At 67.3% G+C, this 26,368-nt stretch carries 19 protein-coding genes and 4 pseudogenes; 14 read left to right on the top strand and 9 right to left on the bottom strand.

The window, feature by feature from the left end; all coding sequences use genetic code 11:
* Window positions 1-58: 58 nt before the first annotated feature.
* From OG905_RS00785 to OG905_RS00760, 6 genes are read left to right on the top strand one after another with little or no spacing between them, the layout of a single operon-like run.
* Window positions 59-1,099 carry a LacI family DNA-binding transcriptional regulator gene (locus OG905_RS00785; protein WP_328665476.1) on the top strand — a complete coding sequence of 347 codons (1,041 nt, stop codon included), beginning with the start codon at window positions 59-61 and terminating at the stop codon, window positions 1,097-1,099.
* Window positions 1,096-2,067 carry a Gfo/Idh/MocA family protein gene (locus OG905_RS00780; protein WP_328665475.1) on the top strand — a complete coding sequence of 324 codons (972 nt, stop codon included), beginning with the start codon at window positions 1,096-1,098 and terminating at the stop codon, window positions 2,065-2,067. Before OG905_RS00785 ends, OG905_RS00780 begins: the two co-directional genes overlap by 4 nt.
* Window positions 2,064-3,656 carry an acyl CoA:acetate/3-ketoacid CoA transferase gene (locus OG905_RS00775; RefSeq protein ID WP_328665474.1) on the top strand — a complete coding sequence of 531 codons (1,593 nt, stop codon included), beginning with the start codon at window positions 2,064-2,066 and terminating at the stop codon, window positions 3,654-3,656. The genes OG905_RS00780 and OG905_RS00775 overlap by 4 nt, the downstream gene beginning before the upstream one ends.
* Entirely contained in the window at window positions 3,653-4,447 is a 795-nt protein-coding gene (locus OG905_RS00770) for an enoyl-CoA hydratase/isomerase family protein (protein WP_328665472.1), read from the top strand. The genes OG905_RS00775 and OG905_RS00770 overlap by 4 nt, the downstream gene beginning before the upstream one ends.
* Before the next feature lie 22 nt (window positions 4,448-4,469).
* Window positions 4,470-4,769: an aldehyde dehydrogenase family protein gene (locus OG905_RS00765; RefSeq protein ID WP_328665470.1), complete on the top strand. Its 300-nt coding sequence runs from the start codon at window positions 4,470-4,472 to the stop codon at window positions 4,767-4,769.
* Window positions 4,766-6,331: a GMC family oxidoreductase gene (locus OG905_RS00760; protein WP_328665468.1), complete on the top strand. Its 1,566-nt coding sequence runs from the start codon at window positions 4,766-4,768 to the stop codon at window positions 6,329-6,331. The genes OG905_RS00765 and OG905_RS00760 overlap by 4 nt, the downstream gene beginning before the upstream one ends.
* Window positions 6,332-6,540: 209 nt before the next feature.
* Here the strand turns inward: OG905_RS00760 and OG905_RS00755 are convergent, their stop codons facing one another.
* The 6 genes from OG905_RS00755 to OG905_RS00730 form a co-directional block, all read right to left on the bottom strand.
* Window positions 6,541-6,879 (bottom strand): hypothetical protein, encoded by a 339-nt coding sequence (locus OG905_RS00755; protein ID WP_328665467.1) that lies wholly within the window; start codon window positions 6,877-6,879, stop codon window positions 6,541-6,543.
* Between the two features lie 4 nt (window positions 6,880-6,883).
* Window positions 6,884-8,572 carry an urease subunit alpha gene (locus tag OG905_RS00750; RefSeq protein ID WP_328665465.1) on the bottom strand — a complete coding sequence of 563 codons (1,689 nt, stop codon included), beginning with the start codon at window positions 8,570-8,572 and terminating at the stop codon, window positions 6,884-6,886.
* Window positions 8,569-9,147 (bottom strand): urease subunit gamma, encoded by a 579-nt coding sequence (locus OG905_RS00745; RefSeq protein ID WP_328665463.1) that lies wholly within the window; start codon window positions 9,145-9,147, stop codon window positions 8,569-8,571. The genes OG905_RS00750 and OG905_RS00745 overlap by 4 nt, the downstream gene beginning before the upstream one ends.
* A gap of 190 nt (window positions 9,148-9,337) precedes the next feature.
* Window positions 9,338-10,513: a helix-turn-helix domain-containing protein gene (locus tag OG905_RS00740; protein WP_328665461.1), complete on the bottom strand. Its 1,176-nt coding sequence runs from the start codon at window positions 10,511-10,513 to the stop codon at window positions 9,338-9,340.
* A 122-nt stretch (window positions 10,514-10,635) separates the two neighbouring features.
* Window positions 10,636-12,174, bottom strand: coding sequence for a sodium:solute symporter family protein (locus OG905_RS00735; protein WP_328681971.1), 1,539 nt, complete (start codon window positions 12,172-12,174; stop codon window positions 10,636-10,638).
* A gap of 2 nt (window positions 12,175-12,176) precedes the next feature.
* Complete coding sequence (locus tag OG905_RS00730) at window positions 12,177-12,425, bottom strand: hypothetical protein (protein ID WP_328665460.1); 249 nt, start codon at window positions 12,423-12,425, stop codon at window positions 12,177-12,179.
* Between the two features lie 648 nt (window positions 12,426-13,073).
* On the opposite strand from OG905_RS00730, the gene OG905_RS00725 reads away from it, so the two are divergent.
* The 3 genes from OG905_RS00725 to OG905_RS00715 all read left to right on the top strand — a co-directional run bounded on the left by OG905_RS00725 (window position 13,074) and on the right by OG905_RS00715 (window position 16,890).
* Window positions 13,074-13,562, top strand: a complete 489-nt coding sequence (locus OG905_RS00725; RefSeq protein WP_328665458.1) for an ATP-binding protein — start codon at window positions 13,074-13,076, stop codon at window positions 13,560-13,562.
* A 588-nt stretch (window positions 13,563-14,150) separates the two neighbouring features.
* Window positions 14,151-14,861, top strand: coding sequence for a hypothetical protein (locus OG905_RS00720; protein ID WP_328665456.1), 711 nt, complete (start codon window positions 14,151-14,153; stop codon window positions 14,859-14,861).
* 331 nt (window positions 14,862-15,192) lie between these two features.
* Complete coding sequence (locus tag OG905_RS00715) at window positions 15,193-16,890, top strand: amidohydrolase (protein ID WP_328665454.1); 1,698 nt, start codon at window positions 15,193-15,195, stop codon at window positions 16,888-16,890.
* A gap of 109 nt (window positions 16,891-16,999) precedes the next feature.
* Here OG905_RS00715 and OG905_RS38980 read toward each other — a convergent pair.
* A pseudogene (locus OG905_RS38980) lies at window positions 17,000-17,086 on the bottom strand (IS5/IS1182 family transposase); the annotation flags it as partial.
* 514 nt (window positions 17,087-17,600) lie between these two features.
* Window positions 17,601-18,626, bottom strand: a complete 1,026-nt coding sequence (locus OG905_RS00710; protein WP_328665453.1) for a LacI family DNA-binding transcriptional regulator — start codon at window positions 18,624-18,626, stop codon at window positions 17,601-17,603.
* Window positions 18,627-18,898: 272 nt separating this feature from the next.
* Here OG905_RS00710 and OG905_RS00705 point away from each other — a divergent pair, with 272 nt between their 5' ends.
* From OG905_RS00705 to OG905_RS00695, 3 genes and pseudogenes are all read left to right on the top strand, one after another.
* Entirely contained in the window at window positions 18,899-20,392 is a 1,494-nt protein-coding gene (locus tag OG905_RS00705; RefSeq protein WP_328665451.1) for a sodium:solute symporter family protein, read from the top strand.
* On the top strand, window positions 20,385-21,773 hold the full coding sequence (locus tag OG905_RS00700; protein WP_328665449.1) for an amidase family protein: 1,389 nt from the start codon (window positions 20,385-20,387) through the stop codon (window positions 21,771-21,773). The genes OG905_RS00705 and OG905_RS00700 overlap by 8 nt, the downstream gene beginning before the upstream one ends.
* Before the next feature lie 803 nt (window positions 21,774-22,576).
* A pseudogene (locus OG905_RS00695) lies at window positions 22,577-22,930 on the top strand (transposase); the annotation flags it as partial.
* Between the two features lie 35 nt (window positions 22,931-22,965).
* Here the strand turns inward: OG905_RS00695 and OG905_RS38975 are convergent.
* Window positions 22,966-23,978: pseudogene (locus OG905_RS38975) on the bottom strand (IS630 family transposase).
* Between the two features lie 48 nt (window positions 23,979-24,026).
* Here OG905_RS38975 and OG905_RS00680 point away from each other — a divergent pair.
* Window positions 24,027-24,555, top strand: a pseudogene (locus OG905_RS00680) (hypothetical protein); the annotation flags it as partial.
* Between the two features lie 407 nt (window positions 24,556-24,962).
* Window positions 24,963-26,222: a substrate-binding protein gene (locus OG905_RS00675; protein WP_328665447.1), complete on the top strand. Its 1,260-nt coding sequence runs from the start codon at window positions 24,963-24,965 to the stop codon at window positions 26,220-26,222.
* Window positions 26,223-26,368 lie beyond the last annotated feature (146 nt).

Raw genomic sequence — 26,368 nt, 5'->3', positions numbered from 1 at the left:
GCCCACGTCGTGGAGGCATGACCAAGACGCCGATCGGACCGACAGAGGACGGCTGGGTATGGGCAAGACGAGGGTGACGCTGGCCGACGTGGCGGCGGACGCGAAGGTGTCCCGCGCGACCGTGTCGCTGGTTCTGCGTGAGAGCCCACTGGTCGCGCACTCGACGCGGGCCAAGGTCCGCGCGTCGATGGACCGGCTCGGGTACGTCTACCACCGTGGCGCCGCCAGTCTGCGCAGCCGCCGCTCCCACACCGTGGGACTGCTCGTCACCGACATGTCCAACCCCTTCTTCGCCGAGCTGACGGTGGGGGTGGAGGCGGCTCTCTCCGAGGCGGGCATCGTGGTGCTCCTCGGCCACAACTACGAGTCGACCGCCAAGCAGGGCGACTTGATCCGGGTGATGCAGGAGTACGGGGCGGACGGGCTGCTTATCACGCCTGCCCACGAGACGCAGGCCAGCGACCTGCAGCCTCTGGTGTCGGCCCGTGTGCCGCACCTGCTGGTCGTCCGGTATGTCGACGGGCATCCTGCGCCCTATGTCGGCGCCGACAACGTGATGGGCGCCCGTGCGGCGACGGAGCACCTGCTGTGGCACGGGGCCCGGAGGGTCGCCTTCCTCGGGGGTCCGGAGCATTCCTCGGCCCGGCGTGACCGGCGGCGGGGCGTGGAAGAGGCCCTGGCCGCCCGTCGCCGCAAGCTTGCCGACGCGCGGTCGGTGCCCACGCCCGCCACCCGGCAGGGCGGCTATGACGCCGCTCTCGCGATGCTGCGGGGCAAGGACCGCCCCGACGCCATCGTCTGCTACAGCGACGTCGTCGCCTTCGGCGTCATCCTGGCCTGCGACGAGCTGGGTATCCGCGTGGGAGAAGAGGTCCGCGTGACCGGCTTTGACGACATCGCGGAATCGGCCCTGCAGCACCCCGCCCTCACCACTGTGGCCATTCGGCCCCGACTGCTGGGCGAGCGCGCGGCCCGGCTGCTCATCCAGCGCATAGAGCGCCCGGACGGTCCACCGGTCAGCGATGTGAGCGTTCCCGAACTGGTGGTCCGCAGTTCCTGCGGTTGCCACCCCGACGAACACGAGGAGGAGGCCCGATGAGCAGGCCGTTGCGATGGGTCCTGGTGGGGCCGAGCGATATCGCCGCCACGCGGATGATCCCCGCGATGCGGGCACTGGGCCACCAGCCGGTGGCCGTACTGAGTGGCAGCCCGGAGCGGGGGAGGGAGTTCGCCGCTCGCCACGGTGTGCCGACGGCGGCCGAAACCCTCGGCGAGGCACTGTCGGTGCCCGCGGACGCCGTGTACATCAGCACCACCAACGGGCTCCAATGTGATCAGGCCGTCGCCGCGGCGGGAGCCGGCCCGCACGTGCTGTGCGAGAAGCCGATCGCCATGACCCTGGACAATGCCGCGGACCTTGTACACGCGGCCCGAGATGCCGGGGTGGTCCTGGGGATCAACCACCACCTGCGCCCCTCGCCCGTGGTCCAAAGGCTGGTCGCGGACGGAGCTGTCGGCCGTCCGCTTGCGGGGCGGGTAGACCACGCCGTCGCACTGCCGGAGGGGCTGCAGGGCTGGCGGCTGAGCAGCGCCGTCAAGCGCCGTCATCAGCCGGGAGGCCCTCGACGCCGCCGCGACCGCGGTCAACCAGGGGTTGTCGGCGAAGGCATCGAGGACGCGGTGATGGCCGTGCTGCGCCTGGACGGCGACATCCTCGCCTGCATCCACGACGCGTTCACCGTGCCAAACGCCGGGACGGCTCTGGAGGTCCGCGGCACCGAGGCATCGGTGTTCGCCAGCAACGCGATGACACAGGACGCCGACGGGGACGTGCTGCTGTGGCGCGGCGGGAAGTCCGCCCCGGTCGACGTGGGCGCGCGTCAGGATCTGTGCGTAACCGGCCTCCAGGCCTTCGCCGACGCCGTACGCGGGGAGGACTGGCCACTGGCCGAAGGCGTCGACGGATTCGCGTCGCTCGCCTTTGCCCTGGCCGTCCGCCAGGCACTGACCACCGGGACCCCGACACCCGTGACACCGATGAGCACCATGGACGGGGCGGCGCCATGACCCGGAAGCCAGTGATCAGTGCCGCGGAGGCGGCGACTCTCGTGCCGGACGGGGCGGTGCTGTCGGTCAGCTCCTCCAGCGGCCTGGGATGTCCGGACGCGGTATTGCAGGCCATCGGGGAACGCTTCGCCGCCAGAGGGACCCCGCGTGGCCTGACCACCCTCCATCCGATCGCAGCTGGCGACATGTACGGCATCAAGGGCATCGACCATCTCGCCCAACCCGGCCTGCTGCGCCGCGTCCTCGCCGGGTCCTACCCCAGCGGTCCCTCCTCCCTGGAGCCGCCCCTGATCCGCAAGCTCATCGAGGCCGAGGAGATCGAGGCGTACAACCTCCCCTCGGGCGTGCTGTTCCAGATGCACCGCTGCGCCGCGACCCGCCAACCGGGTGTGCTCACCATGGTCGGCCTCGACACCTTCGTCGACCCCCGCCGGGAGGGCGGACGGATGAACGCGGTCACGCCGGAGTTCGTCCGAGTCGAGCAGTTCGACGGACGCGAGTGGCTCTACTACCCGGCGATCCCGGTCGATGTAGCCGTCATCCGCGGCACCACCGCGGACGAGAACGGCAACATCACCATGGAGGACGAGGGATCACCGCTGGGCGCCCTCGACCAGGCCCTGGCCGCACGCAGCAACGGCGGCATCGTCATCGCCCAGGTCAAACGCCTCGCATTGGCCGGCTCCTTGCCCGCACAGCAAGTACGGGTCCCCGGGGTCCTCGTCGACCATGTTGTCATCGACCCCGACCAGCTCCAGACCACCCAGATCGACCACGACCCGGCACTCGCCGGCTCGCTGCGCCGCCCCCTCACAGAGGTGGAACCCGCCGAGTTCGGCCTCGACAAGATCATCGCGCGGCGTGCCGCCATGGAGCTGACCCAAGGAGCCGTGGTCAACCTCGGCTTCGGCATCTCGGCACTCGTCCCCCGGGTGCTGCTGGAAGAAGGCCGCCACTCCGAGGTCACCTGGGTCATCGAACAGGGTGCGATCGGCGGCTTCCCCCTCACCGGATTCGCCTTCGGCTGCTCCCTCAACCCGGAAGCGATCCTGGCGTCCGCCGACCAGTTCTCCTTCCTGCAGAGCGGCGGCTTCGACACCGCGATGCTGTCGTTCCTCGAAATCGACGCCGAAGCGAACGCCAACGCCTCGGCGCTGCCCGGCCGCTCCCACGTCACCGCTGGAGTCGGCGGCTTCGCCGACATCACCGCCAACGCCCGGCATCTGGTCTTCAGCGGATTCTTCACCGCAGGCCGCCGCGACATCGACATCGAAGACGGCCGGCTGCGCCTGACCGCCGACGGCGAGATCCCCAAACTCGTCGACACGGTTCGGCAGGTCACCTTCAGCGGCAGACAGGCCCTCGCCAACGGACAGAGCGTCACCGTGGTCACCGAACGCTGCGTGATGCGGTTGCGCCCCCAAGGACTGACGGTCACCGAGGTCGCACCCGGCATCGACCTGCGCCGTGACGTCCTCGAACGCGCAGCCTTCCCCCTGCAGGTCAGCCCGGACCTGACCGTCATGGACGCCAGGCTGTTCCGCCCCGGGCCCCTGGGGCTCCAGCTGCACCCCCGGAGCGCATCATGAGCAACACCTCGGCAGGATCCCATCAGCCGGTGCGACTCGAACGCCGCGGCGACATCGCGGTCATCACACTGGACAGGCCGCACAAGCTCAACGCCCTGACCCCAGCCATGCTCGGACAACTGTCCGGCCACTGCCGCACCCTGGAGCAGGATGAGGCGATCCGGGTCGTGTTGGTGACCGCCGAGGGGGAGCGGGCCTTCTGCACCGGAGCGGATCTCGACGCCTTCGCCGAGAACGGTCCCCTCGCCGTCTGGCGGCACTGGGTGCACACCGGCCACGAGGCGTTCCGGCAGCTCGCCTCGCTGCGGCAGCCCACCATCGCCGTCCTCCAGGCCGGCGCCTACGGCGGTGGTCTTGAGTTGGCGATGGCCTGCGATCTGCGGGTGGCAGCCGACACCGCTCGCCTGGGGCTGCCGGAGGTCGGTATCGGCACCCTGCCCGGCTGGGGTGGCACGGCTCGACTGGTGTCCCTGATCGGCCCGGCGCGAGCCAAACGGCTGATCCTCACCGGTGAACTCATCGACGCCTGTACCGCCCTGGAATGGGGGCTGGTCGACGAGGTGGCGCCACGAGTCGAGGTGACCGGGGCAGCGGAGCGGTTCGCCTCAGCGATCAGCAGCCGTAGCCCCGTCGCTGTGCAACTGGCCAAGCAGGTCCTCGCCCACGCGACACCGTCGAACGCCGAAACCCTCGAGTCCCTGGCCGGAGCACTCTCCGCCGTCACAGACGACCGGGCCGAAGGGCTGGCGGCCTTCCGCGAACGACGGCCCCCCCGATTCCTCGGCACCTGAATCCCTCTTGGAGAGCTTTGCCATGACCTGCACCACCGAGTCACTGCAACTGCGTCGCTACCCGCCGCTGATAGCAGGCGAACACGTCGACGACGACGAGGCACGACGGTTCACCCGGACCAGCCCCGCCCGCGGAGAGGTCACCGCCACGGCGGAGCTGTGGTACTACGCAGCCACCCTCGCCCAGTACGCCTACGGCGACGCACACAACGCCCTGGGCGAGGAGTACCCGGGGCTGTCCCTGCGGGAGCCGGTCGGTGTCGTCGGCATCATCACTCCCTGGAACTTCCCCCTTCTCATCGTCAGCCAGAATCTGAAATGAACACCACCAACCTCTGGTCGTCCTCCTCACCATCGGTGGTCACCACTGATCCGGGCCGCATCGTCCACTGCGACGTTCTGATCATCGGCAGCGGCATGGGCGGTGCCACCCTCGCTCGCGCCCTGGCCGACTCCGGCGCCCGAATCCTCATCGTGGAGCAGGGCGGCTTCCTGCCCCGGGAACGGGAGAACTGGTCACCGTCCGACGTCTTCGAGCGGGGACGCTACAAGAACGCCCCCCTGTGGGAGGACTCCGCCGGCCGCACCTTCCGGCCCGGTGTCTACCACTACGTCGGAGGCAGCACCAAGATGTACGGCGCGAGCCTGCCCCGCTTCCGCGAAGAGGACTTCACCGCGGTCGAACACCGGGAAGGCACCTCGTCGGCCTGGCCCTTCTCCTACACCGACCTGGAACCGTACTACGGGGCCGCCGAGGAGTGGTACCGGGTACACGGCTCGCCAGGGCAGGACCCCACCGAACCGCCCCGCTCGCAGCCCTATCCCTTCCCCGCCCTGGAGCACGAGCCGTACATCGCCGACCTGAGCGACCGGCTGAAACACCAAGGCCTCCACCCCTACGCCATGGCCATGGGAGTCGACCGGCGCACAGGAGGCACCTGCGTACGCTGCCGAACCTGCGACGGCTTCCCCTGCATGGTCGGCGCCAAGAGCGACGCGGAGACCTGCGGCGTGCGCCCGGCTCTGGCGCAGGAAGGCGTACGGCTGCTCACAGGCACCCGCGTCACGCGCCTGGAGACCGACGCGTCCGGCCGGACGGTCATCGCAGCCCATGCCGAACGGGATGGCGCCGCCGTGGAACTGCGCGCCGGCACGTTCGTGCTCAGCGCCGGGGCCGTCGCGTCCGCCGCACTCCTGCTACGGTCCGAATCCGCGGCCCACCCCCGAGGGCTGGCCAACTCCTCCGGCCTGGTCGGGCGCGGCTACATGCAGCACAACAACACCGCCCTCCTGGCCGTCGACCCCCGCCGCCGCAACCCCACCTGGTTCCAGAAGACGCTCGCGGTCAACGACTACTACCGCGCCGGCCCGGCCACCCGCTACCCGCTGGGCAATCTGCAACTCCTCGGCAAGCTACAGGGCAGCATGGTCAAGGCAGCCCGCCCGGCGGCCCCCCGTCCGCTCCTGAACGCCCTCACCGCACGCAGTGTCGATTGGTGGGTGATGTCCGAGGACCTCCCAGACGACGACAACCGCGTCGTACTCGGCCCCTCCGGCCGCACCCGGGTCCACTGGAAGCCGACCAACACCCGGGCACACCGGGAGCTGGTGAGCCGGACCCGCCGCATGATGCGTCGCGCCGGCTACCGGATCGTGGCCACCCAGACGCTCGGTGTCGAGACCAACTCACACCAGTGCGGCACCCTCCGCGCCGGAGACGATCCCGCGCGGTCGGTGCTCGACCCGTACTGCCGCACCCACGACGTGTCCAACCTCTTCGTGGTCGACGCGTCGTTCTTCCCGTCCTCAGCTGCCATGAACCCCGCCCTGACCATCGCCGCACAGGCCGTCCGGGTGGCACGAGAAGGAGGGCTGCTGCCATGACCGGCATCCTGGAGCAACTGGGCCGCAACCGCATCGTCGCGGTACTACTGCGCGCCCCCGACGCCGACCGGCTTCACGGCCCACCGCACGCGCTCTAGCTCTAATAAAACTGACGGAGGTTATTGACAGGTGGGTTTCTCGTATCTAGGAGACCTGCATGCCTGAACGCGAGCTTGAAGGCGCGCCCGCCATCGGCTGGCGGTGTTGCGTCACGTCGAGGAGGTGAGTGGCAGTGTGGCCGCACTGCTGACCCAAGGGCTCACCGTGGGCGTCGGCAGTGTCGGCCCCGTAGTCCCGCTCATGCCAGGTGATTGGCGCGAGTCAGCGGCAGGTTGGTGGCGTGATGGCGGCGACCGGCTGGCCGTCGACCAGGACTGGTTGAGGTTCGCCCGGAAGTCGACCGTGGTGCGGGCGGGCAGGTCCTCCACCATGTCGTCGAGGCCGAGGATGCGGCCCGCGAAGATATCGCTGGCGCGGGGGTGGCGGTCGTCCACCGTGCGGACGCGGGCGTTGCGGAGTTCGAGATCGAGCATGGCTGGTGTTCGCAACTGTTCAGGCGAGGTTCTGGAGCCGGGTCAGCGGCAGTTCGGCGGAGTGATGGATGTCGACGGGGCGGCCGTCCACCAGCACCGCGTCGGGGGTGGTCGGGACGCGGACGTCGGGTACGGCGGTGTTGGCGACCATGTCGCCGCAGGTGAGACCGCGGCTGTTCCGCAGGGGCGTGTAACGGATGCCGGCGGGAAGCGCCTCGCGGGCGGCGCGGTCGTCGAGGCACGCCGACGAGACGAAGACGGCCGACAGCCGGCGGGGCGCGCCGCCGAGACCTCCGAAGTACGGCTTCATCACCCGGGGCTGGGTGAGCCGGGTGGAGCCCGAGCCCGATCCCGAGATACCCCAGGCGACGAACCCGGACTTGAGAACGAGTTCCGGCTGGGCGCCGAAGGTCACGGGCCGCCACAGGACGATGTCCGCGATGCTGCCGGGCCGGAGGGACCCCACGTCGGCGGCCATGCCGTGGGCGATGGACGGGTTCAGCGTGATCTTGGCCAGGTAGCGCAGCACCCGCGCGTTGTTCACGACGCCGGGGCCGCTCTCCCCCGCCAGCATCGCTTGGACATGAGCCAGTTGCCAGGTGCGGCGTGCGGTCTCCGCGATCCTGCCCATGCCCATGGAGTCGGAGTTGACGATGCTGATCGCGCCGAGGTCGTGCAGGGCGTTCTCGGCGGCGATCGCATGTTCGCGTACCCGGCTCGCGGCGATGGACAGGTCGCTGTCCACGTCGTGGTGGCCGCGGTGCACCGTGAGCGTCATCGGCAGCAGCTCGGCGACCGTCGCGGGGGTCAGCGGCAGCGTAGGCGTGGTGGACGAGGTCAGGACATGCGGGTGGGAGACGATCTCCAACAGGTCGGGGTGCCCGCCGCCGCCCTCGACGTGGTACGCGTGCACCGTGCGCCCGCGCGTCGCGTCCAGCGTGTCGGCGAGGTATCCGGACTCGTTGAGTGTGTCGGTGTGCAGGGCGACGGGCAGGTCCCCTTCTTCCGCGACCCCGAGGCAGGTGTCGACGATCCGGGGCGTCGCACCCCAGTCCTCGTGGATCTTGAACCCGCCGGCTCCGGCCAGTACGGCGCGCTCGAGCAGTTCCTGCGACGACGACGAGCCGCGAGCGAGGAACGCCACGTTGATCGGCGTGGCGCGCCACGCCTCAATCAGGCTGTGCAGGTTGTATGCGGGGTTGGCGCCCACGTCCCACACACCGCCGATGCCCATGCCCACAAGGGAGGTGACGCCGGCGGAGAGCGCGGCGGGCACGACCTCGGGGCTGGAGAGGTGAACGTGGGAGTCCACCACACCGGGGGTGGCGATCATGCCTTCCCCGGTGATCATTGCGGTGTGGGAGTCGACGACGAGTTCCACACCGTCGGTGTTCTCCGGGTTTCCGGCGCGCCCGATGCCGACGACGCGGCCTTCCTTGATGCCGATGTTGGTCTTACGGATGCCGATCAGCGGATCCATGACGACGACGCCGAGGATCACCATGTCGAGCGCGCTGTCGCGCGGGGCGCGGCCCGCGACGAGCAGACCGTCCCGGGCGGTCTTGGCACAGCCGCCGAGCATCTCCTCCCCGGGCTCGGTGTCGTCGGCCTCGACCTCGACCCAGAGGTCGGTGTCGGCGAGCCGGATCCGGTCGCCGGTGGTCGGGCCGTACAGGGACGCATAAGCGCGCCGGGACATCCGGTTCATCGGTCTCCTCCTCGCGTCACGACGGTGACGGTGCGCGTCTCGCCGGGCGCGAATCGTGCGGACGTGCCCGCGGGGATGTCCAGCCGCTGGCCGAGGGCGGTGTCGCGGTCGAAGACGAGCGCGCCGTTGACCTCTTCCAGAGGGAAGTGGGACGAGATCCACACCGGCCTGGGCCCGCGGTTGGTGATCTCCAGTTCGCTGCGGGGGCGCCCGGGTGCCAGATCCGCCTCGCCCGAGCCGGGCAGCACCGCGCCTGGCCCGGTGGGGTCTCCGGGGCCGAACGGTCCGGGTACGTGCACCAGGCTGGAACCATGTGGGAAGAGGGCTTCTACCTGCAGGTTCGGGACGGCCTCAGCGACTCCGGGGAGCAGCCGGTCGCGTGGCACGACTCCCGTGGCGCGCTCGACGATCGTCCCGATGGGCGTTCCGTCCCAGGCCATCTCGAGGATCTCGTCGCAGACCAGCGCGATGGCCTCGGTCGCGCCGAGGCGGGCACCACGGGCCAGCCGCCGCCGGGCAAGCTCGGCCGCCGTAAAGAGCGTCAGCCTCTCCTGCTCGCGTGGAGTCAGATGCATGGGACGGGTCCCCTCTGGATCGTGCCGAGTGGCCACTGCGGTGTGTACAAAACAATGCTCGTCGGCGCGGAGGTAAACAATGACAAAACGCTCCGCGCTAGGAGGCTGTGGTTGTGCATATGCACAGTCCGCGGGGCAACCGGCCACTCCCTGCCAGGAGCTGGCTACGAGGTGACGGGGCGGACGCGTGTCAGGCGGTCCCCTCACCCGCGCAGCGAAGGGCGAACAGCACGGTCGCCGCGTCGCGGGGGTTGGTCGGCTGGAAGCCCGTGAGTTCGGAGAACCTGCTCAGACGGTTGAGCACCGTGTTCCGGTGACAGTAGAGCTCGCGTGTGGTGCCCGAGACGGACCCGGTCCGGCAGTAGGTCAGGACCGTCTCCAGCAGTCGATCGCGTTCCTGCGGCGGCAGGGGGCGCAGTCTGGCGAGCACCGAGTCGGCGAGCATGCCGGCCATGGTGCCCATCCGGGCCGCGGCGACGGACATCCACGCGTCGCCGAGTGTCACGGGGCCGGTCTCGGTGCCGTCCAGCGTGGCCGCGATCGCCTCGGCCACCCCCACGGTGTCCGGCACCTGCGCCAGCCCGCGGGCGACGGGGGCGAGCGCGCAGGGTACGTCGTGCAGCCACCGGTCCGGAACCGCGTCAGCCGCGTGGGGCAGCTGGGCGATGAGCACGAGTGCGCCGTTGTGGTCCTGCAGATGGGTGACCTGTCCGGTGAGCCGCACCGCGACGGTCCTGCGCAGGTCCTGCTGGACCTCCGGCGCCACCACCGCCACGGCGAAGTCCGCCTGCACGCCGACCTGCAGCATGGTCGCGACCTGCGCCACCAGCTGCTGATCGCGTCCGCCGGACGACAGCAGCCTGCCCATCAGGGCCGTCCGCTCGCGCTCCCGCTCCCTGGCGAGTACCGCGACCTGATCAAGGTAGGCGGCATGGACGCTCACGGTGTGGAACTCCACCGCGTCCCACACCCTTACCGCGCTGCGGGTCAGATCCGGCAGGTCCAGGGGTGCGATGCGCTCCACGAATGCGTTCCACAACACCTGGAAGTCCATGCGCACCGCCTGCAGCAGCCGCTCGAGGGGCACACCCTGCCGGGCTCGGCGGCGGCCAAGGCGCTCGGGCAGGCTCCGCAGTTCTTCGGCTACCGGCAGGCCGCCGACGAGGCGCAGCAGCAGTTCCATGGAGGCCCGTGCGGTTTCGCGAAGGTCCTCGGCCGGCACCGTGCCCTGGTAACCGTCGAACTCCGAGACGTGGGAGAGATAGCGGCCCACCAGGTCGTCAATCTCGTCCAGGCAGTCCCGGACAAGCGCGCGCAGGGCCGACGGCACCGGGATTGCGGCATCGTCGGCCCTGCGCCCATCCAAGGGGGGGCCTTCGTCTCCGGAAGCGGGTGCATTGTGCATATGCCCATTATGGGCGAACGTGGAGCCAACGTGGGATCGGGGACCGCTACCGGGCCTGCCGGTCCTGCCGCCCGCCCCAGGTGTCACCACTGACGAGATGTCGTCCAGTCCGATGGATAGTCGGCGGGGACGGGAGCAGGCGAGGGGGTTCGCTGGTGGTCGTCGATGCCCTCGAAGAGGGCGTCGACGCGGGCTCGTTCGGCGGTGCTGCGAGGCACCAGGTAGGCCGCTGCCACGTAGATGACGGTATTGACGATCAGCGCGGCGACCCCGGACGTAAGACCTCCGAGCCACGGCACGGAGAGGGGGTACTGCACCTGAAGCACGCCGGCGATGAGGATCCCGCTGACCATGCCGGTCACCGCTCCGACAGCATTGCCCCGACGCCAGAAGATGCCGAGCAGCAGAGTGGGGGCGAGCTGGACGACACCCTGGTAGGAGAGGATCGCGAGTTCATTGAGACTCGGGCCGCTATGCAGAGAGCCAGAGGCGACTAGCGCTGCGAGGACGGTGAGCGCCACCACGGCAAGCTTCGCGCTGGCTGTCTCTCCGGAAGCCATGCGCTCGCGCCGACGCAACCTCACGTCGTGGCTCAGCTGAATGCCGATGGCCTGGAGGTTGGCGTCGACATTGCCCATGGTCGCGGCGAGCACCGCGACACCCGCGAGCGCAATCAGGAGGGTGCCACCGGCACCGGCCACGATGAACCACATTGCGGAGGGCTTGGCCGCGACTTCAGGCATTGAGGATGCCAGCAGCCCCAGCAGCGCCAGTGCTGTGGCGAAGACCATCAGGAACGGCGCGGCCTGCACTGCGGACTTCTTGATCGTGGCCGCGCTTCGGGCCGTAAACAAGCGCACAAAGATGTCCGGCCAACACCATCCGCCCAGCGCGCCGGTGAGCACCAGCGACATCAGGTACAGAGGACCGAGGGCGCTGCCGGGGCCAGGGAGCGTGAAGTGGGTGGCGGAGACCTGGCTCAACCCGTGCCCGTGGGTGCCCAGCCACATCAGCATACCGATGATCAGGCAAAGCCCGAGGAAGTAGGCCACGATGCTCTGCACCATGTCGCTGACCACGATGCCGCGCATGCCCAACCGCACCGTCCACACCTGCCGGATGGCCAGGACACCGACACCGATCAGGACCGCGGTGCTGTCCGAGACCCGGCCGAAGGACAAGTGGGAGAAGACGAGCCCGAGGGATTGCATCCCCAGGACGATCCACGGAAACGAGGAGATGATGCCGACGAGAGCTCCAACGGTTTGGACCGTATGGGATGCGTAGCGCATGCCGAGGAGGTCTGCCTGCGAGATCAGTTCCCAAGTCCGGCCCCAGTGGTGAACCCGCTCGGCCATGAAGAACATCAGCACGATGGTGAGCAGACTGTACGGCACCCAGTAGAAGCCGATGACGCCTTCGCTCACGGCCAGGCCGGTGAATGTCGTGAACACAGCGCCCGGCAGCCACGTGTTCAGGAACGACATCGTCTGGTATCCGGGACCGAAGGCGCGTCCGGCCACCGCGTACTCAGAAAGACCGCCGTCAGAGCGTCGCATGCGCTCCAAGACAATCACGACGACGCCAAAGAACAGGGCGATCACACCGTAGCCGATGATCATGTTCACGAGTGGTCCACCCCGTTCGACGAACCAGGGCCGCCGATCGCGTACATCACCATGAGACTCGCGACCACGAAGACACTTCCTCCAACGCTGTAGAGCAACACTGTTGAGGCCCGCCCGCTGGATCCTGCAGCCCAGTACAGCTGCGGGAGCAGGGTGATGATCGCGTCGAGCACAACCAGTACCCCGAGGAATCTCCTCTTCCACGGGAACAATCGCCGACCGTCTCTTGCATAGGTCTCGCTCATGGCCAGAACGCCTCCGATCGGGCGCAGCGCGTGCGCCGAGTGTGGGAGAGCCGGAAGACGGCAAAGGCCGGATCGTTCCGGCTCAGGAGGCGAACCGTAGAGCCAGCCGGAAGGTTCCGGCAAGTTGCAGGTGGAGATCCGGGAAAAGACGAGACGCAATGGAGATGTACTGGCGAGTAATACTGCCGCCGCACGGAACGCGGGGGCGGTATCACGGGCCCCTCTCCCACGTGACGACGGCCGGGGGCAATGAATTCGCGAGTACGTGGCAGCCACGCGGCCGGAAGCGGGCACGCGTCGTCTTCACGCGACCCAGGAGCCCTCGTCTCGCACACCGTTGGCATCCCGTTGGTGAGCGTGGCACGCTCGGCCGGCGGTGCGAACGTCCCTGTTCCCCAGACGGTTGGCCGAGCCGTTGTTGGCTGCTGCGACAATCCCGGCATCCAGATCTGCGCGAGCCGCCTCTGCGGCTCGCAGAATCTTTCCGATTTGTCGATTTCACCCTTGCCGGAACCTTCCGGCAGAGCTTAGACTCATCAGTGCCGGAACCTTCCGGCAGACGCCAAATCCGCCCGGTGCCGGAACCTTCCGGCAAAACGGAACCCCTCCCAGCGGAGCCGCGCAGGACAACCGTCCGGGAAGCACGCCATGTACCTCGACACCCCCTCCCAAACCGACACAACACCTCATACCCGAGTGCGCCCGGCGTCCGGGACCTGCCACGTCAGCATCACGGCGCCGGCGCAAGCCGACTCGGTCGCCACTCTCAGAAGGCGCGCCTCCATGCTGTTTGCCTGGGCAATGAGCGCAGACGAGCGAAGCACCGCAGCGCTGGTGATCAGCGAACTCCTCACCAACGCTGTCATGCATGGACACAGCGAGATGACGCTCGTGATCGCCCTCACCGGCTCGGTCCTGGAGATCACGGTCACCGATCACGGAAAGCCCAAGACCTCCTCCACCCCGCCCAGCGATGCCGATGAGCACGGCCGAGGGCTCGTCATCGTCAGCGCTGTCACGCGCGATGTGCGCATCGATGAGACGGCGACGGGATGGCGCACACGGGCAGTTATGGACCTCGCTTCCGCGGATCCAACTGCCACCGGCGCTTCGGAAGTCCAACTCAGGGTTGCATGACGTGAGAGTCCGCAGCGAAGGCACCCCCAGCCGGAGGCAGGCAGACACAACAGCCATGCGGAGGCCGGACAGGGGGCTGGCTCACAGCATGCGTGTCAGGCGCACCGGGATCGCCTCGTCATGTTTTATGTCTCTGCGTTTCACCCATGCCTCGTTGCGATACCGTCCCCGGCAATCCCCAACTCGGCTCAACGCCCTCGCCGACGACCGTCCTTGTCACCTTGGTCCCCGGGCCTACCTCCACGCCTACCACACGCGCCTGATGTGTCATCGCGCGAACTGGGCTGTGCGCAGGGCTTGGGCGCCACTGGGGGCAGCGTGTCACTTCACCAGTCGTTCCCCAAACAGGCCACTGATGCCTGGCTGCCGCCACTGAGAGACCCCGCCACCATGCTTTCACGACTCACGCGTTCTGCCCGCCTCGCCCCACAGCTGGACGACGAGGCGCTCGGCAAGACCCTCCAGGCTCTGGCACGCACCCGGGGCTACCACCCCGCCATTGCTCAGATGCACCAGCTACTTCACACAACGGGCTCGGATTGGGAACGGCGGTGCCACAGAATGAGGGTCCTGGCGAAGGCTTTTCCCATGTTCGCCCACAGCTGGCAGCAGCTGCACCCTGACAACTCCCATGCTCTGACGCTTCGCAGTTGGGCCATTTTGCTCACGGCCCGGTCCACCGGTCGGATGACTCATGTCGAAGAGGCACTGGCCATGTGCCGCACGGCAGCTCGAGTTTGGCCCGAAGACCCGATCCCGTGGGTGGCCATGCTCGGGTGCCTGCGCACGCTCGCCCGCCCTTATCGTGAACTCGAGGCTGTCTGGGCCGAGATCAGCGACCGCTCCATGTGGCATCGCCAGGCGTACCTGGAAATACTTGGCTATCTCTCGCCAGAGGAGCAGGGCAGTCTGCGGGCCTTGCGAGATCTCATCGACGATCTCCGCACCGCTATGCCGCCCACAGCGCCGGCCGCCTGCCTGCCGGTCGAGGCCGCGGTACGGCAGTTTCATCGCGAGCGGTCCATCCGCGGTCTCCAGGGTGCGGCAGCTGGCATCTACTGGTCCCAGCCTCACATCAACGAGCTGCTCGACCAAACCGCACAGCACTGGCTGCAACGCGGGTCCATGCACCACGCCTCGGCGATCGCCGACTTCAACCTGCTCGCCTACGCATTGGTCCAGGCCCGTCGATTCAAGGAGGCGGCCACTGCTCTGGAGGGCACATCCGGCCTGGTCACAGAATGGCCCTGGCAAAACGACGGTGACCCGGTCAAGCTCTACACCCGACACCGCAGATGACCTTTCAGATGCAAGCTGATCGTTGGCGTTGTTGCGCGACATGGGCGGCCGACCATGGCTCAACCGTCCGGACGCTGCCGACAGGGTGCTGCCGCCTGTCCATCACCTGCGCCTCCCGGAGATCTTGGCCAACCGCGTCACCCGGGAAGCCTGTGAGCTTGGGTGTGCTACGGCCATGCAGGCAGTCACAAGACCACTTGCGGCGCGGTCGCCAAGACCCCCTGCCTGACGGCGCGACCCCGACCACATGCGATGTCGTCGTGAACAGCAGGCCCGTTGCCATCCACCATGCTCATCACCGCCCTGACGCGACTTCACCGAAAGGGTGCCCATGCTCGATCTCAAACTCCGCAACGCCCGCATCCGAACGATTGACGACCTCCACCCCCGCGCGCACACTCTCGGCGTCTTCGCGGGGCGGATCGTCGGCCTGGACGCCGCGGTCGAAGAGCTACCGGCCCTTTCCACACTCGACTGCCATGGGGCCGTCATCGTTCCCGGGTTCGGCGACGCTCACAACCACATGGTCTGGTTCGGGCAGTCCCTCGACGAACTCAGTCTTGGGGACATGACCACCCTCGACCAGGTGCACGAAGCGGTGGCTCGTCGGGCTGCCACTCTTCCTCCCGACGCCTGGGTCGTAGGCTCCGGATACGACGACACCGTCATGGGAGGCCATCCGCATCGCCGTGGACTCGACCGGGCGGCCGACGGCCGCCCGGTATGGCTCAAGCACCGTTCCGGGCATATGTGCGTGGTCAACAGCGCAGTCTTGCAACAGGCGGGCCTGATCGACGGCACGGCAGAGGCTCCCAACGGCGGCGTCGTCGCACGCGACAGCCACGGGGTGCCGACAGGCCTGCTCCAGGAGCGGGCGCAAGAACTGGTGACCAGACTGGTCTTGCCCTACCCGGTGACCGAGATCGCGAAGGCTGTCTCCCGGGCCAGCGCTGTTTATGCGTCCGAGGGACTCACACATGTGGTGGAAGCCGGCGTCGGCCTCGGCCTCATCGGCCGCAGCCCTGTCGAGGCTGCCGCCTACCAGCTCGCCCGCGACCGCGGCACCCTGCAAACCCGGGTGGAGCTCATGGCGGCTGCCGACAACCTTCACCCGCTTCACGCGCACGCCAATGACAGCATCACCACCGGGCTCGACCTCGGGCTGTACAGCGGATTCGGCGACGACCGCTTGCGGCTCGGCCCTATGAAGATCTGGCTCGACGGGTCACTGATCGGAAGAACGGCCGCTGTCACGGAGCCGTTCTGCAATTACGACCACCCCACGGGCATCTACCAGAACGATCCCGAAGAGATGCGTCAGTTGATCGTCGAGGCGCATCGAGCGGGCTGGCGGGTCGCCGCACATGCCATCGGTGATCGCGCAGTCGACCTGGCCCTCGATGCCTTCGCCGACGCCCAACGCGCGGCCCCCCGACCGGACGTACGCCACCGCATCGAGCACTCCGGAGTCGTCCGCCCCGATCAGTTGGACCGGTACGCCGAGCTGGGCGTGGTCCCAGTGCCGCAGGCACACTTCCTGTACTCGGTTGGCGATGCCATGGCCCAAGCACTCGGCCCGGCCCGTACCCCCTGGATGTACCGCCACAAGTCCTTCCTCGACCGGGGATGCCGAGTGCCAGGCAGCTCCGATCGGCCGGTCGCACCGGGTGCGCCCTTGCTCGGCATGCAATCCATGGTCCAACGCCTCAGTCACGCAGGCCTCGTACTCGCTCCGAACGAGCGGGTGACGGCGGAGCAGGCGCTGCGTGCTTACACCCTGGATGCCGCATGGGCCAGCCACGACGAGGGAAGGCGCGGCAGCATCACGCCGCGGAAGTACGCTGACTTCGTTGTGCTCTCTGACGACCCCGTAGACGTGAACGTCGCTCAGATCGGCGCCATCGAAGTCATTGCCACCTTCATCGACGGCGTATGTGTCCACGGTGCCGATGCCCTTGAGGCCAGCATGACGGCAACCGGGCCCCTCCCAACGGGCACACGCTCCGTCAAAGCTGAACAAGATCACTGATTCAGCGGGTCCGAGGCGTTTGACGGCCTCCCCGCTGCCCTGCAGGTCCTCCGGTGTCCTCGGACGGCCCCCACAGGGGCCGCAGCGATGCTGTGCCGCGACGACACCCTTCCCGGCGGATGCAGAGCCGACGGAAGGCGTGCAGCCAGGCGACGCTCCGCTCGACGACCCAGCGGCGGACACCAAGTCCGGATCCAACCACGCCAAGTACCAGCGTCGGGTCTGGGCGATGGGCGGCAAAACGGTGATCGCCCGACGCGGGGTCCCGCAGGGACCCGCGGTCACCCCAGCGGCAAGTCAGGCCGCCTGTTGGCCGTACGACCAGGCCAGCGCCCGACGGGATCTCAGGAGAGGCGCGGTCGACCGGACCCGGTCTGCTTTTGGGCCCCAAGGGGACGAACGTGGGAGAACCGATCACTGCCGGGGACCAGTGGATCTCCTTCGCCGCCCGCAGCTTCTCAAGTAGGACAGCATGGAGGCGCTCCCAGACGCTGGCCCCGTTCCATGTCTCGAGCTGGCTGCACAACGCCGTCCGGTCCGGCTCCATTGGACGGCCGCCGCTTCAGCTCCGGGCCCCGGGTATAGGCAGCAACGGCTCGATCAGCGACCACAGTTCAGATTCGGGCCATTCACGGGAACTCCCCATTCCCCGCATCAGACCAACGGGCATCCAAGCCGGCAGTCACACCACAACCGGCTTCTGAAAGGGCTTAGTGCCCTCCCACCTGCACAGGCACATCCGTCGGCTCCTCGTCCGACGACGAGACCAGAATCGCGTCGTGGATTCTGTGGATGCACGTGTCGGCCGGATTGGTGATCACATCCTCCAGTAGGCGTGCAGTGGCCTGACCGAATTCGTACGGGCGCAGGTTCAGTACCGCATCGTAGGTGTGAGAGAAGTCGTTCATCGAACTGACCATCGTGGCAATACCGACCTTGCGGCCGGTCCTCTGGAGCAGATGCTCAAGCTGTATTTCTGCACGAGTGGCGATGTCCTGCCATGCGAAGAAAATAGCGTCGACCTTCGGGTCCTGCAGGACTTCGTCGAGCGTCGCCGTGAGCTCGGCATTGTTCGGGAACGGAACCGTGGTGGCTGCGCGGGGGCGAAGGCGTCGCCGCCTGCACCAATTCTTGTAGCCGGCGTGCAGCTGGTGTGACCACGACAGCGGGTCTCCGGGGACCGGGCTCACGAACGCCGGGTAGGAAAACCCCAGCCTCTCCAGCTCGTCAAGGACGACTCCACACATGCGCTTGTGCTCGATGGTGACGGAGCCAGCCAGCCGGTCGTCGGGAATATCAGCATTCCGGCCGGCGGTAACAATTGGCACCGGTAGTTCCATAAGGCTGCGAACCACGGGATCTCCCGGGAGCGCATCAACGATCATCACGCCGTCAAGCTGCTGGGCCGGCGCCACGGCACCGTCGCGGGGGGTGATGAGGGTCAGGTCGTTCTCATACTGCGACGCCTCCTGGGCAACGCCGAAGGCGAACGGCATGTAGAACCACATGCTGCGAACCTGCGGGGGGATGTAGAGCCCTATGGCACCGCTAGTCCTTGTCCTGAGCTGTCGGGCTGCCCGGTTCGACACGTAGCCGTACTCGCGCGCAGCCTCCATGACACGCTTGCGTGTCGACGCGGCGACCCGTCCGGAACCCTTCAGCGCATCCGCGACGGTGGTCTTAGACAGTCCGAGACTTTCCGCGAGATCGATGATCGTGATCGAACGGGGCTTCATAACCGCACGATACCAACCGCCGCCGACCGTTCATGTGGGCTGCAGGGGCTGGAGCCCAGATGGACTCTTGACATAGGGCAGCTAGATGGACGAGCCTGAGGTAGTCGGAACGTTCCGGCATGGGGTTCCATTCACCCTCCGCGCTCCGTCGAGGAGTATGCCGGGCACCTTCGAGTCAGGTGTGAACCCCCTCGTGATCCCATAGCCAAGCCGCGGGGTCACTCCTTTCAGCACCTGCCGGAACGTTCCGGCTAGGCGAAGTGGAGACAATCATGGACATGCTGCTGGCCTACGGAGGCATCGCCGCCTTCATGGCCCTGATCATCTGGGTCATGGAGCGGATGCGACGCCCAGATACCACGTTCAGCGACTACGCGACAGCGGGGCGTTCCTTTAACGCTACGTACGGAACGATGGCGTTTGTGAACACCTGGCTGCCGGGAACGGTGTTCATCTCGTTCGCTGGACTGGCCGCCAGCGGCGGTGTGATCGGCTTCTACCTCGTCGTGTACTCCATGGTGGCCATCGGCCTGATGTTCCTGCTGTCGCGCCCGGTGCATGACTGGGGCAAGAAGTTCGACCTGAGGACTCAGGCTGATCTGCTGGGAATGCGCTACGACTCCCGTGCCGTGCGGGTTGTGGCATCAGTGATCGGTATCGTCGCCACCATGCCGTGGATCGTCCTGGGCATGCAGTCGCTTGGACTGGTCTTCTCCTACTTGTCCTTCGGGCGGGTCGGACCGCTGCTGGCAGTGATCATCAGTGTCGGTGTCATCGCGTTCCGCCAGATCTGGACCGTCAAGTACGGCATGCGGGGCGTAATGATCAGCGATCTCGTGCAGGGAATCTTCGCCTACTTCATCGGAACCGTGATCGCGCTCGGCATGCTCACGTGGCTGCTGACCAGCGGACACGGCTTCGGCGATGTCCCGCCCGGGCACTTCAGCCTGCCTGGCCCTGGCAGTGAGCTCGGCCCCCTGTACGCCCTGTCGATCGTCCTGACCGGAGCCGCCGGCAGCTGGTGCTGGCCCGACATCTTCGTCCGGTTGTTCACCGCGAACAGCGTGAAGACGATCCGACGCACGGCCCTGCAGGCCGCACCCATCGTCTTCGTCTTCAGCACGGCGGTCTGCATGGTGGCGTTCCTCGCCAGCAGCGTCAAGGAGGTAGCCGCAGCACCCGACGACGTCTGGTTCATCCTTGCTGAGCGGGGCGGCCTGGTGGTGCTGACCCTCGCAGCAATCTGCGTGGTCGCCGCGACCCTCGGGAACGTCGGAGCGAACCTTCAGGCTCTGGGAGCCCAGACCGCCAACGACTTCATCGGAGTGGTCCAGCACCGGCGCATCGAGAATCCCGCCCTCGGGCGCTGGTCGGTGGCGGTCATCACCATCCTCTGCGCTGTTGCTGCGTTCTTCACCGCTTCGACCACCGGCCTGATCACCTGGGCGCTCGTCTCCTACCAGGGCATCGTTCAGCTCGCCCCGGCCCTGTTCTTCGGCATCTTCTGGAAGCGGGGCACCGCGAACGCGGCGGTCGCCGCGATGGCCAGCGGTTTCATCACCGCAGCCGTGCTGCAAGTGGTGTATCCGGTCTCGATTCTGTGGCTGGGGGGCATCACCTCCGGGGTCGCGGCACTCGTTGTGAACGTCGCCGTCTACGTCCTCGTCTCGTTGGCCAAGCCCCAGTCGCCTGCGGAGCGCGAGCGGGTAGAGGAGCTGTGGAAGGTGCACCAGGGTCAGACTGAGAGGACGCTCGAGCATGTCTGAGCCCATCACCTCGGGCGGCCGTGTGGCTGCGGCCGCCCGGAATCGGGGCACAACCGAAGCCCAATGCAGCTTCGGTGACCATGCGGAAGCCTCCAAAGAAGCGATCAGCGAACGCCTCCAACTGGCAGAAGGACTGGATGCAGTTACCGCCGACGTGCCGTGGGACTTGCCCCGAGCCGCTGGACCACTCGCACGCGTGCCATTCGCGGTCAAAGACAACATCGACCTCGCGGGCCTTCCCACGACAGCCGGCACCAGGTTTCTGGACCGCAACGTGCCACTCCAAAGCGCCCCGGTGGTACGCCGGCTGGTCGAGGCCGGGGCGGTCGCTGTAGCCAAGACGAACATGCATGAGCTGGCCCTGGGCGTCACCAGCAACAACGCCACCTTCGGGCCGGTCCGAAATCCCGCCTGTAGGGACCGGAGCGCTGGAGGATCCAGCGGCGGCAGCGCCGCCGCAGTGGCGGCCGGCGCCGTACCGTTCGCTCTCGGTACCGATACCGGCGGTTCATCCCGCATCCCGGCCTCCTTCTGCGGGATCGTCGGCTTCCGCCCCTCGACCGGCCGCTACCCCACCCAAGGGGTCGTCCGAGTCTCATGGACCCGGGACACCGTCGGGATCCTGGCTCAGTCTGTCCGCGATGTCCTCGTGGTCGACCACGCGATCCGTGGTGACGACAGCCACGATGCCAGAGCGTCCCCACGCCGACTCGGCGTCCCACTGGAACTGTGGCAGGACCTCGACCCCGTGGTCGAGCAGCAGGCGCGCGCGGCGCTGGAGGCCTTGGCCCGCCGCGGCATAGTGATGGTGCCCATCGAGCTCGGCGCACTCCGGGATGATGCGTTCGAAGCTGGCATTGCCATCCTGAACTACGAGAAGGCCCGCCTCCTTCCCGCGTACCTCAACCGGGTGCTGGAGCCAGGCAGCGGCCAACTCGACCTGGCGGGAGTCGCCGACCTGATTGCTTCGCCGGATGTCCGTGATCTCGTGTCCGATGCGGCGCAGTCACCCGTCTCTCCCGCCGAGTACCGGCGCGCGATGGGCATTTGCAAAGACCTCCGCTCACGCTTTAAGCGCGCCTTTGCGGCTACCGATATCGAAGCCTTGCTGTACCCCACTGTGGTCACCACCGCGCCAGTAATCGGCGAGGACCGCATACTCATGCACAACGGCAACAACAGGGATCTTCTTTCCACCATCGTCGCGAACACAACCCCCTCCACGCTCTTGGGCACACCATCCATTTCCATACCCATCCCGCCCTCAACTGCAGGGCTGCCGGTCGGAATGTCGCTGGAAGCCCTGCCAGGACGGGACGTTGAGCTGCTACGCACTGCGCTGTCGGTAGAGGCACTGCTCGCTGCGGAGGAAGCGCCGTAAGAATGGGGTGACCTCCAGAGTGTTTCCTTTGGATACCCCCAGCCCAATAAGGTGATCGCCTGCGCGAGGGGCACCCGAGCCGGCAAGGTGGGCCCTCATTCCCGGTGGCGCCAGGCACAAGCTCCTGGCATAGCGGCTTCGTAGACCTGGGCATGCAGGCGCGCGGCCTGTCCTGCGAAAGTGCCAACCTCGGTCCCAGCCACATAGCCGCGGGCTGCTGGGACGACACCAACTCCACGGTCAGCAACCCGCGCGGCTCAATCGGTCGACAACGAGGCCGCCGCACTCACACACAGGAGCATGGGGCCGAAGTCCGGTCGGGAACTATGTCACGAGCCTGGACACGGCGGTGCTTCACTCCCAGCGTGCCAGGCTGATGCCGAACTGTCGGCCCCGGCGGATGTACCAACACCTTGGTACTGCGCCGGGGCACCTGAACCGAGTTGGGGACGGGGCAGCGCGATTCCGAGGGCCGGGAGCCTTACCCCTGTATGAGCTCCCGGACCTCCCCCCTCGAATCCCTCCCCGTCCCCGGCTCACTCAAGCCTGCAACCATGCACCACCACGAGCGGAGAACCTACGGATACCGACCCAGTAGCTCGCCCGTGAGGTCTGCTGATCCTCTTCGAACGTACACAAGGACGCGGAAGTGCGCTTCTACCGACGCCTATGGGTGCACTGCGCCAGGGCCTCCGAAAAGCCAGTAACCGAACGGCGTCATCGACGCACGCCCTACCGCAACCGGACTAGCCCCGACGCCACCACGCCTACAAGCTCAGTAACACCATGAAGTAGGGGCCCTCCTGGACGTCGTGTCCGGAGCCGGAGTCGGCGCTCGGCTCGGTGCGAGAACCGTATCGGACGGGCTGTGGGAGCGCCTGGAGCCGCTTTTGCCCTGACGGGAGGGCTGCCTCCGCTCTCCGGTGCGCAAGCCGCTTCCGGCCTGGGAGGTGCTGAGCGGCATCCCTACGTGCTGCACGCCGGGATCCAGTGGGAGGGCCTGCCACGGGAGTCGGGCTTCGGGCATGACCTGCTGGCGCCGGCCGTGGGGCTGGAACGAGGCGGGGGTGTGGCTGCGGCGGCAGGGGGTCCTGCTCGCGGAGCTGAACGCGGCTTCCCGGCTGGTCTGGTCCAGGTGTGTGGTGAACTCTTCGCGCGTCAGGTCGTTACTGAGCTTGTAGGCGTGGTGTCGTCAGGGCCGGAGTCCGGTTGCGGTAAGGCATCCGTCAATGACGTCGCTGCGGTATTGGATCTGGCGAAGGCCGTGGCGTAGGACGCGGACGAGGTGGTCAGGTTCGGTGAAAGCCGTGTTGGCCTGGGAGCTTCGTCGTAGCAGGGACCAGATGCCCTCAACGGGGTTGAGATCGGGAGCATAGGGCGGCAGGTGGAAGGCGGTGATCCAGTCGTGTTCGGCGATGAAGTCGCGCATCCCGGCGGCGCGGTGGGTGTTGAGGTTGTCCCATACGAGTACGAGCGGGGCGCCGAGCTGCTGGTGGGCCACGATCAGCAGGTCGCGATAGTCGGTCCAGGCGAAGCTTCGCCGCTCTTTGGTCTTGTGGTCCTTGTGGAACATGGGCCGATAGATCAAGCGGGACCTCTCACCGTGCTTGTAGCAGCACAGGGCTGCCAGGGAGACCCTGCGGCTGGGAACGGCCACGGACCCGGACGACCGGCGTGCGACCGCGACGGGCCCAGGTGCGGCTGGTCGGCGGCGTCATCGAGAAGCCGGCCTCGTCCTCGAAGACGATGAAGGCCCCGAGCGCCGCCGCGGTCGTCACGCTCGGTCGCACGGCGGGCCGGGACCTGGTGGCTCCAGCCGTGCCGACGCAGCATCTGAGCGATACCGGACAGCGTGAAACTCTTGTGGAACCTGCGCCCGATGAGCGTCTTGATTCGCGCCAGGGTCCAGGTCTGGTCCGCCCAGCCATGCGCGACCGGCCCCTTGCCCAACTCCTCCTCCAGCACCGAGAACAGTGCCTCGCTCAGCTTCGGCCTGGATGCTGGACCTCTCGAGCGCAGGGCTTGCTGGCCGCGGTTCTCCCACGACCGGCGCCATCGCTGCACCGACCGGACGCTGACCCGTAACTCCTTTGCGATCACAGCATTGCCCTGCCCGTCGGCGAACATCTCGCCCGCTCGCATACGGATGCGCTCGCGAAACCCCTGCCGCTCAGCGGTCAAACCGCCACCCTGCGGATACCTCATACTTCCGGCCTACCGCGACGATCACCACTTGTCAGCCCTGACGACACCACGCCTACAAGCTCAGTAGAAGCGGGGATCGCGACGGCTGCGTCACCAGCAGCCCTGGGCCGGGCACGACTATCGCGTCACCTGATCACCGACGCGCACGGCACCCAGCTCAAGGTCCCGCTGACCGGCGGGAGCCGCAGCGACAGCACCCAGCTGCTGCCACCGCTCGACGCCATCTCTCCGGTCCGCGGCTTCGGCCGTCCGCGCCGGAGAACACTCGCTGTTCCCCCACCACGGCTACGACCACGACATCTACCGCGACCAGGTCCGCGCCCGTGGCATCGTGCCGGCCATCGCCCGCCGAGGTATCCGACACGGCCCGGACTGGGCATCTACCGCTGGGCCTTGTGGCCCGCCTTCGATTGGCTCGACGGATGACGCCTCCGAATCCGCTGGGAGCGGAGCCGACATCTACGAGTCCTTCCTCAAACTGGCCTGCAGCCTGATCACTCGCCAAGACTCAACTGATTGTGCAAGCCGCCTTAAGCTCCACCGGTCTCTCAGCAAGGGGACTCCCAGCTTGCGTTGAGGATGGACCGCTTCTGCAGCCCTGGAGCTCCCGCCCCGCGCGGGGGTCGACTCCGGCTTGACCGCCACCCCTTGGAACGGAAGCCCTTCCTTCAGCTGCGCCAGCGGTATCGCATCAACGGCGTATGGGCCGGTTCAGGTGCCGGCGGCGCCGATGACTCTCCATGTGGTGCCTTGTCCGAAGGATCCCCTTGACATGGTGACCTACGGGTGGCCAATATTGCCGGAACGTTCCGACACGGCATGGCCCCCGGCTTCAGCGGCGGCGTCACTGATTGCCTGACAGACCGCACGGGTGCATTGGGCACCGGGCGAGTCATACGAATCAACATCGTTTTCAAGCACTGATGAGGCACCTTTCCGTGTCGTTCGCCAAGGGTCCCGTGACAGAAGATGTGGAGAGCTCTCATGACTGAAGACGCCATGGATTCGCCGCCGTCGGCCGAGGTTTCGAAGTATCGGCTGAATCGGCGCCAGATGCTGAAGGCCGGGCTGGGAGTCGGGGCGGTGACGGTGCTCGGGGGCGCTCTCACCGCGTGTGGCAACGACGACGACCCGACTGGCTCGGGCGACATCAAGATCGGGTTCTTGTCGGCGTTCACCGGCACAGCGACGATTTTCGGCGAGACGCAGTTCCGCTGCTTCGAGCTTGCGGTCAACCAGATCAACGCAGCTGGCGGCATCGGCGGACGCAAGATATCGGTGGTCAAGGAGGACGACGCGACGAGTCCGAGCACCACGATCGCGAAGGCGAACAAGCTGGCCCTGCAGGACAGGGTCGTCGCGTGCGTCGGTCTGATTACCAGCCTGGAGCGGGAGGCTGCGCTGACGGTGCTACCGAAGCGCAAGGTACCCCTGCTCTACACGACCTACTACGAGGGGGCCGCCGCGGGTGCCAAGGCCTGCGATGAATACCTCGTGGCCACCGGACAGGTCCCGAACCAGCAGATCGAGCCGCTCGTGCCATGGCTGACCAAAAACGTGGGCAAGACCTATGCGGTCATCGGCTCGGACTACATTTGGCCGCGGGGGACTACGGAGGTCCTGGAGAAGCTCGTGGCCGTCCAAGGCGGCAAGGTCTTGTCGAAGGATTTCTACGCGTTCGGCACCAACGACTTCGGTCCCTTCTTCAAGAAGCTCCAGACGACGAAGCCCGACATCTGCTGGGTCACTCTCGCCGGCGGCGATTTCACTACATTCGTCAAGCAGTGGGAACAGTTCAAGCCGAAGGGCGTGCGGCTGGTGGCGATCGGGTTCGACGACCTGTATGCCCAGCAGAATCCTGGGCTCGGCGTCGGGGCGATCACGTCGCAGTCGTACTTCATGTCGATCGACCGCAAGCAGAACCAGGAGTTCCTCGCCGCCTACAAGAAGGCGTACGGAGGAGGACCAGTCAACGCGATAGCCGAAGCGGCCTACAGCGCGGTGTACCTGCTGAAGGGTGCCATCGATGCGGCCGGCGGCTCGACTGTTCCCCAGAAGTGGCTGCCGATGCTCGCGAAGGCCAAATTCGAGGCGCCTAGCGGTTCCATCGCCCTCGATCCGGCCAACCAGCACACCATTTCCAGCAACTACATCGCTGAAGTCCAGGCCGGTGGAAAGATCAAAATCATCACCAGCCAGGAGCGCGTCACCCCCCTCGTGCCCGGCTGCAGCCTCACCGCATAGCGCCCAGCGATGTCGGGGGCAGCGGCGGTCCGGGTAAACGGTCTTGCGTGGGAGTTCCGGTGTCCGATGTGAGACGGCGCATCATGCTGGCGATCGGCCGTCCCCGCCAGACCATCGGCGTTGACCGGTCTACGGACCGGTCAACG

It is taken from the genome of Streptomyces sp. NBC_00322 (genome assembly GCF_036147535.1).
Classification (GTDB): domain Bacteria; phylum Actinomycetota; class Actinomycetes; order Streptomycetales; family Streptomycetaceae; genus Streptomyces.
Note: the sequence above shows the minus strand (reverse complement) of the source record. Positions and strands in the feature narration are given on the sequence as shown.

Bases quoted from the DNA above. Each gene is read 5' to 3' on its own strand.
- OG905_RS00785 (WP_328665476.1), top strand. From the start codon at position 59: ATGGGCAAGACGAGGGTGACGCTGGCCGACGTGGCGGCGGACGCGAAG.
- OG905_RS00780 (WP_328665475.1), top strand. From the start codon at position 1,096: ATGAGCAGGCCGTTGCGATGGGTCCTGGTGGGGCCGAGCGATATCGCC.
- OG905_RS00775 (WP_328665474.1), top strand. From the start codon at position 2,064: ATGACCCGGAAGCCAGTGATCAGTGCCGCGGAGGCGGCGACTCTCGTG.
- OG905_RS00770 (WP_328665472.1), top strand. From the start codon at position 3,653: ATGAGCAACACCTCGGCAGGATCCCATCAGCCGGTGCGACTCGAACGC.
- OG905_RS00765 (WP_328665470.1), top strand. From the start codon at position 4,470: ATGACCTGCACCACCGAGTCACTGCAACTGCGTCGCTACCCGCCGCTG.
- OG905_RS00760 (WP_328665468.1), top strand. From the start codon at position 4,766: ATGAACACCACCAACCTCTGGTCGTCCTCCTCACCATCGGTGGTCACC.
- OG905_RS00750 (WP_328665465.1), bottom strand. From the start codon at position 8,572: ATGAACCGGATGTCCCGGCGCGCTTATGCGTCCCTGTACGGCCCGACC.
- OG905_RS00745 (WP_328665463.1), bottom strand. From the start codon at position 9,147: ATGCATCTGACTCCACGCGAGCAGGAGAGGCTGACGCTCTTTACGGCG.
- OG905_RS00735 (WP_328681971.1), bottom strand. From the start codon at position 12,174: ATGATCATCGGCTACGGTGTGATCGCCCTGTTCTTTGGCGTCGTCGTG.
- OG905_RS00730 (WP_328665460.1), bottom strand. From the start codon at position 12,425: ATGAGCGAGACCTATGCAAGAGACGGTCGGCGATTGTTCCCGTGGAAG.
- OG905_RS00725 (WP_328665458.1), top strand. From the start codon at position 13,074: ATGTACCTCGACACCCCCTCCCAAACCGACACAACACCTCATACCCGA.
- OG905_RS00720 (WP_328665456.1), top strand. From the start codon at position 14,151: ATGTTCGCCCACAGCTGGCAGCAGCTGCACCCTGACAACTCCCATGCT.
- OG905_RS00715 (WP_328665454.1), top strand. From the start codon at position 15,193: ATGCTCGATCTCAAACTCCGCAACGCCCGCATCCGAACGATTGACGAC.
- OG905_RS00710 (WP_328665453.1), bottom strand. From the start codon at position 18,626: ATGAAGCCCCGTTCGATCACGATCATCGATCTCGCGGAAAGTCTCGGA.
- OG905_RS00705 (WP_328665451.1), top strand. From the start codon at position 18,899: ATGGACATGCTGCTGGCCTACGGAGGCATCGCCGCCTTCATGGCCCTG.
- OG905_RS00700 (WP_328665449.1), top strand. From the start codon at position 20,385: ATGTCTGAGCCCATCACCTCGGGCGGCCGTGTGGCTGCGGCCGCCCGG.
- OG905_RS00675 (WP_328665447.1), top strand. From the start codon at position 24,963: ATGACTGAAGACGCCATGGATTCGCCGCCGTCGGCCGAGGTTTCGAAG.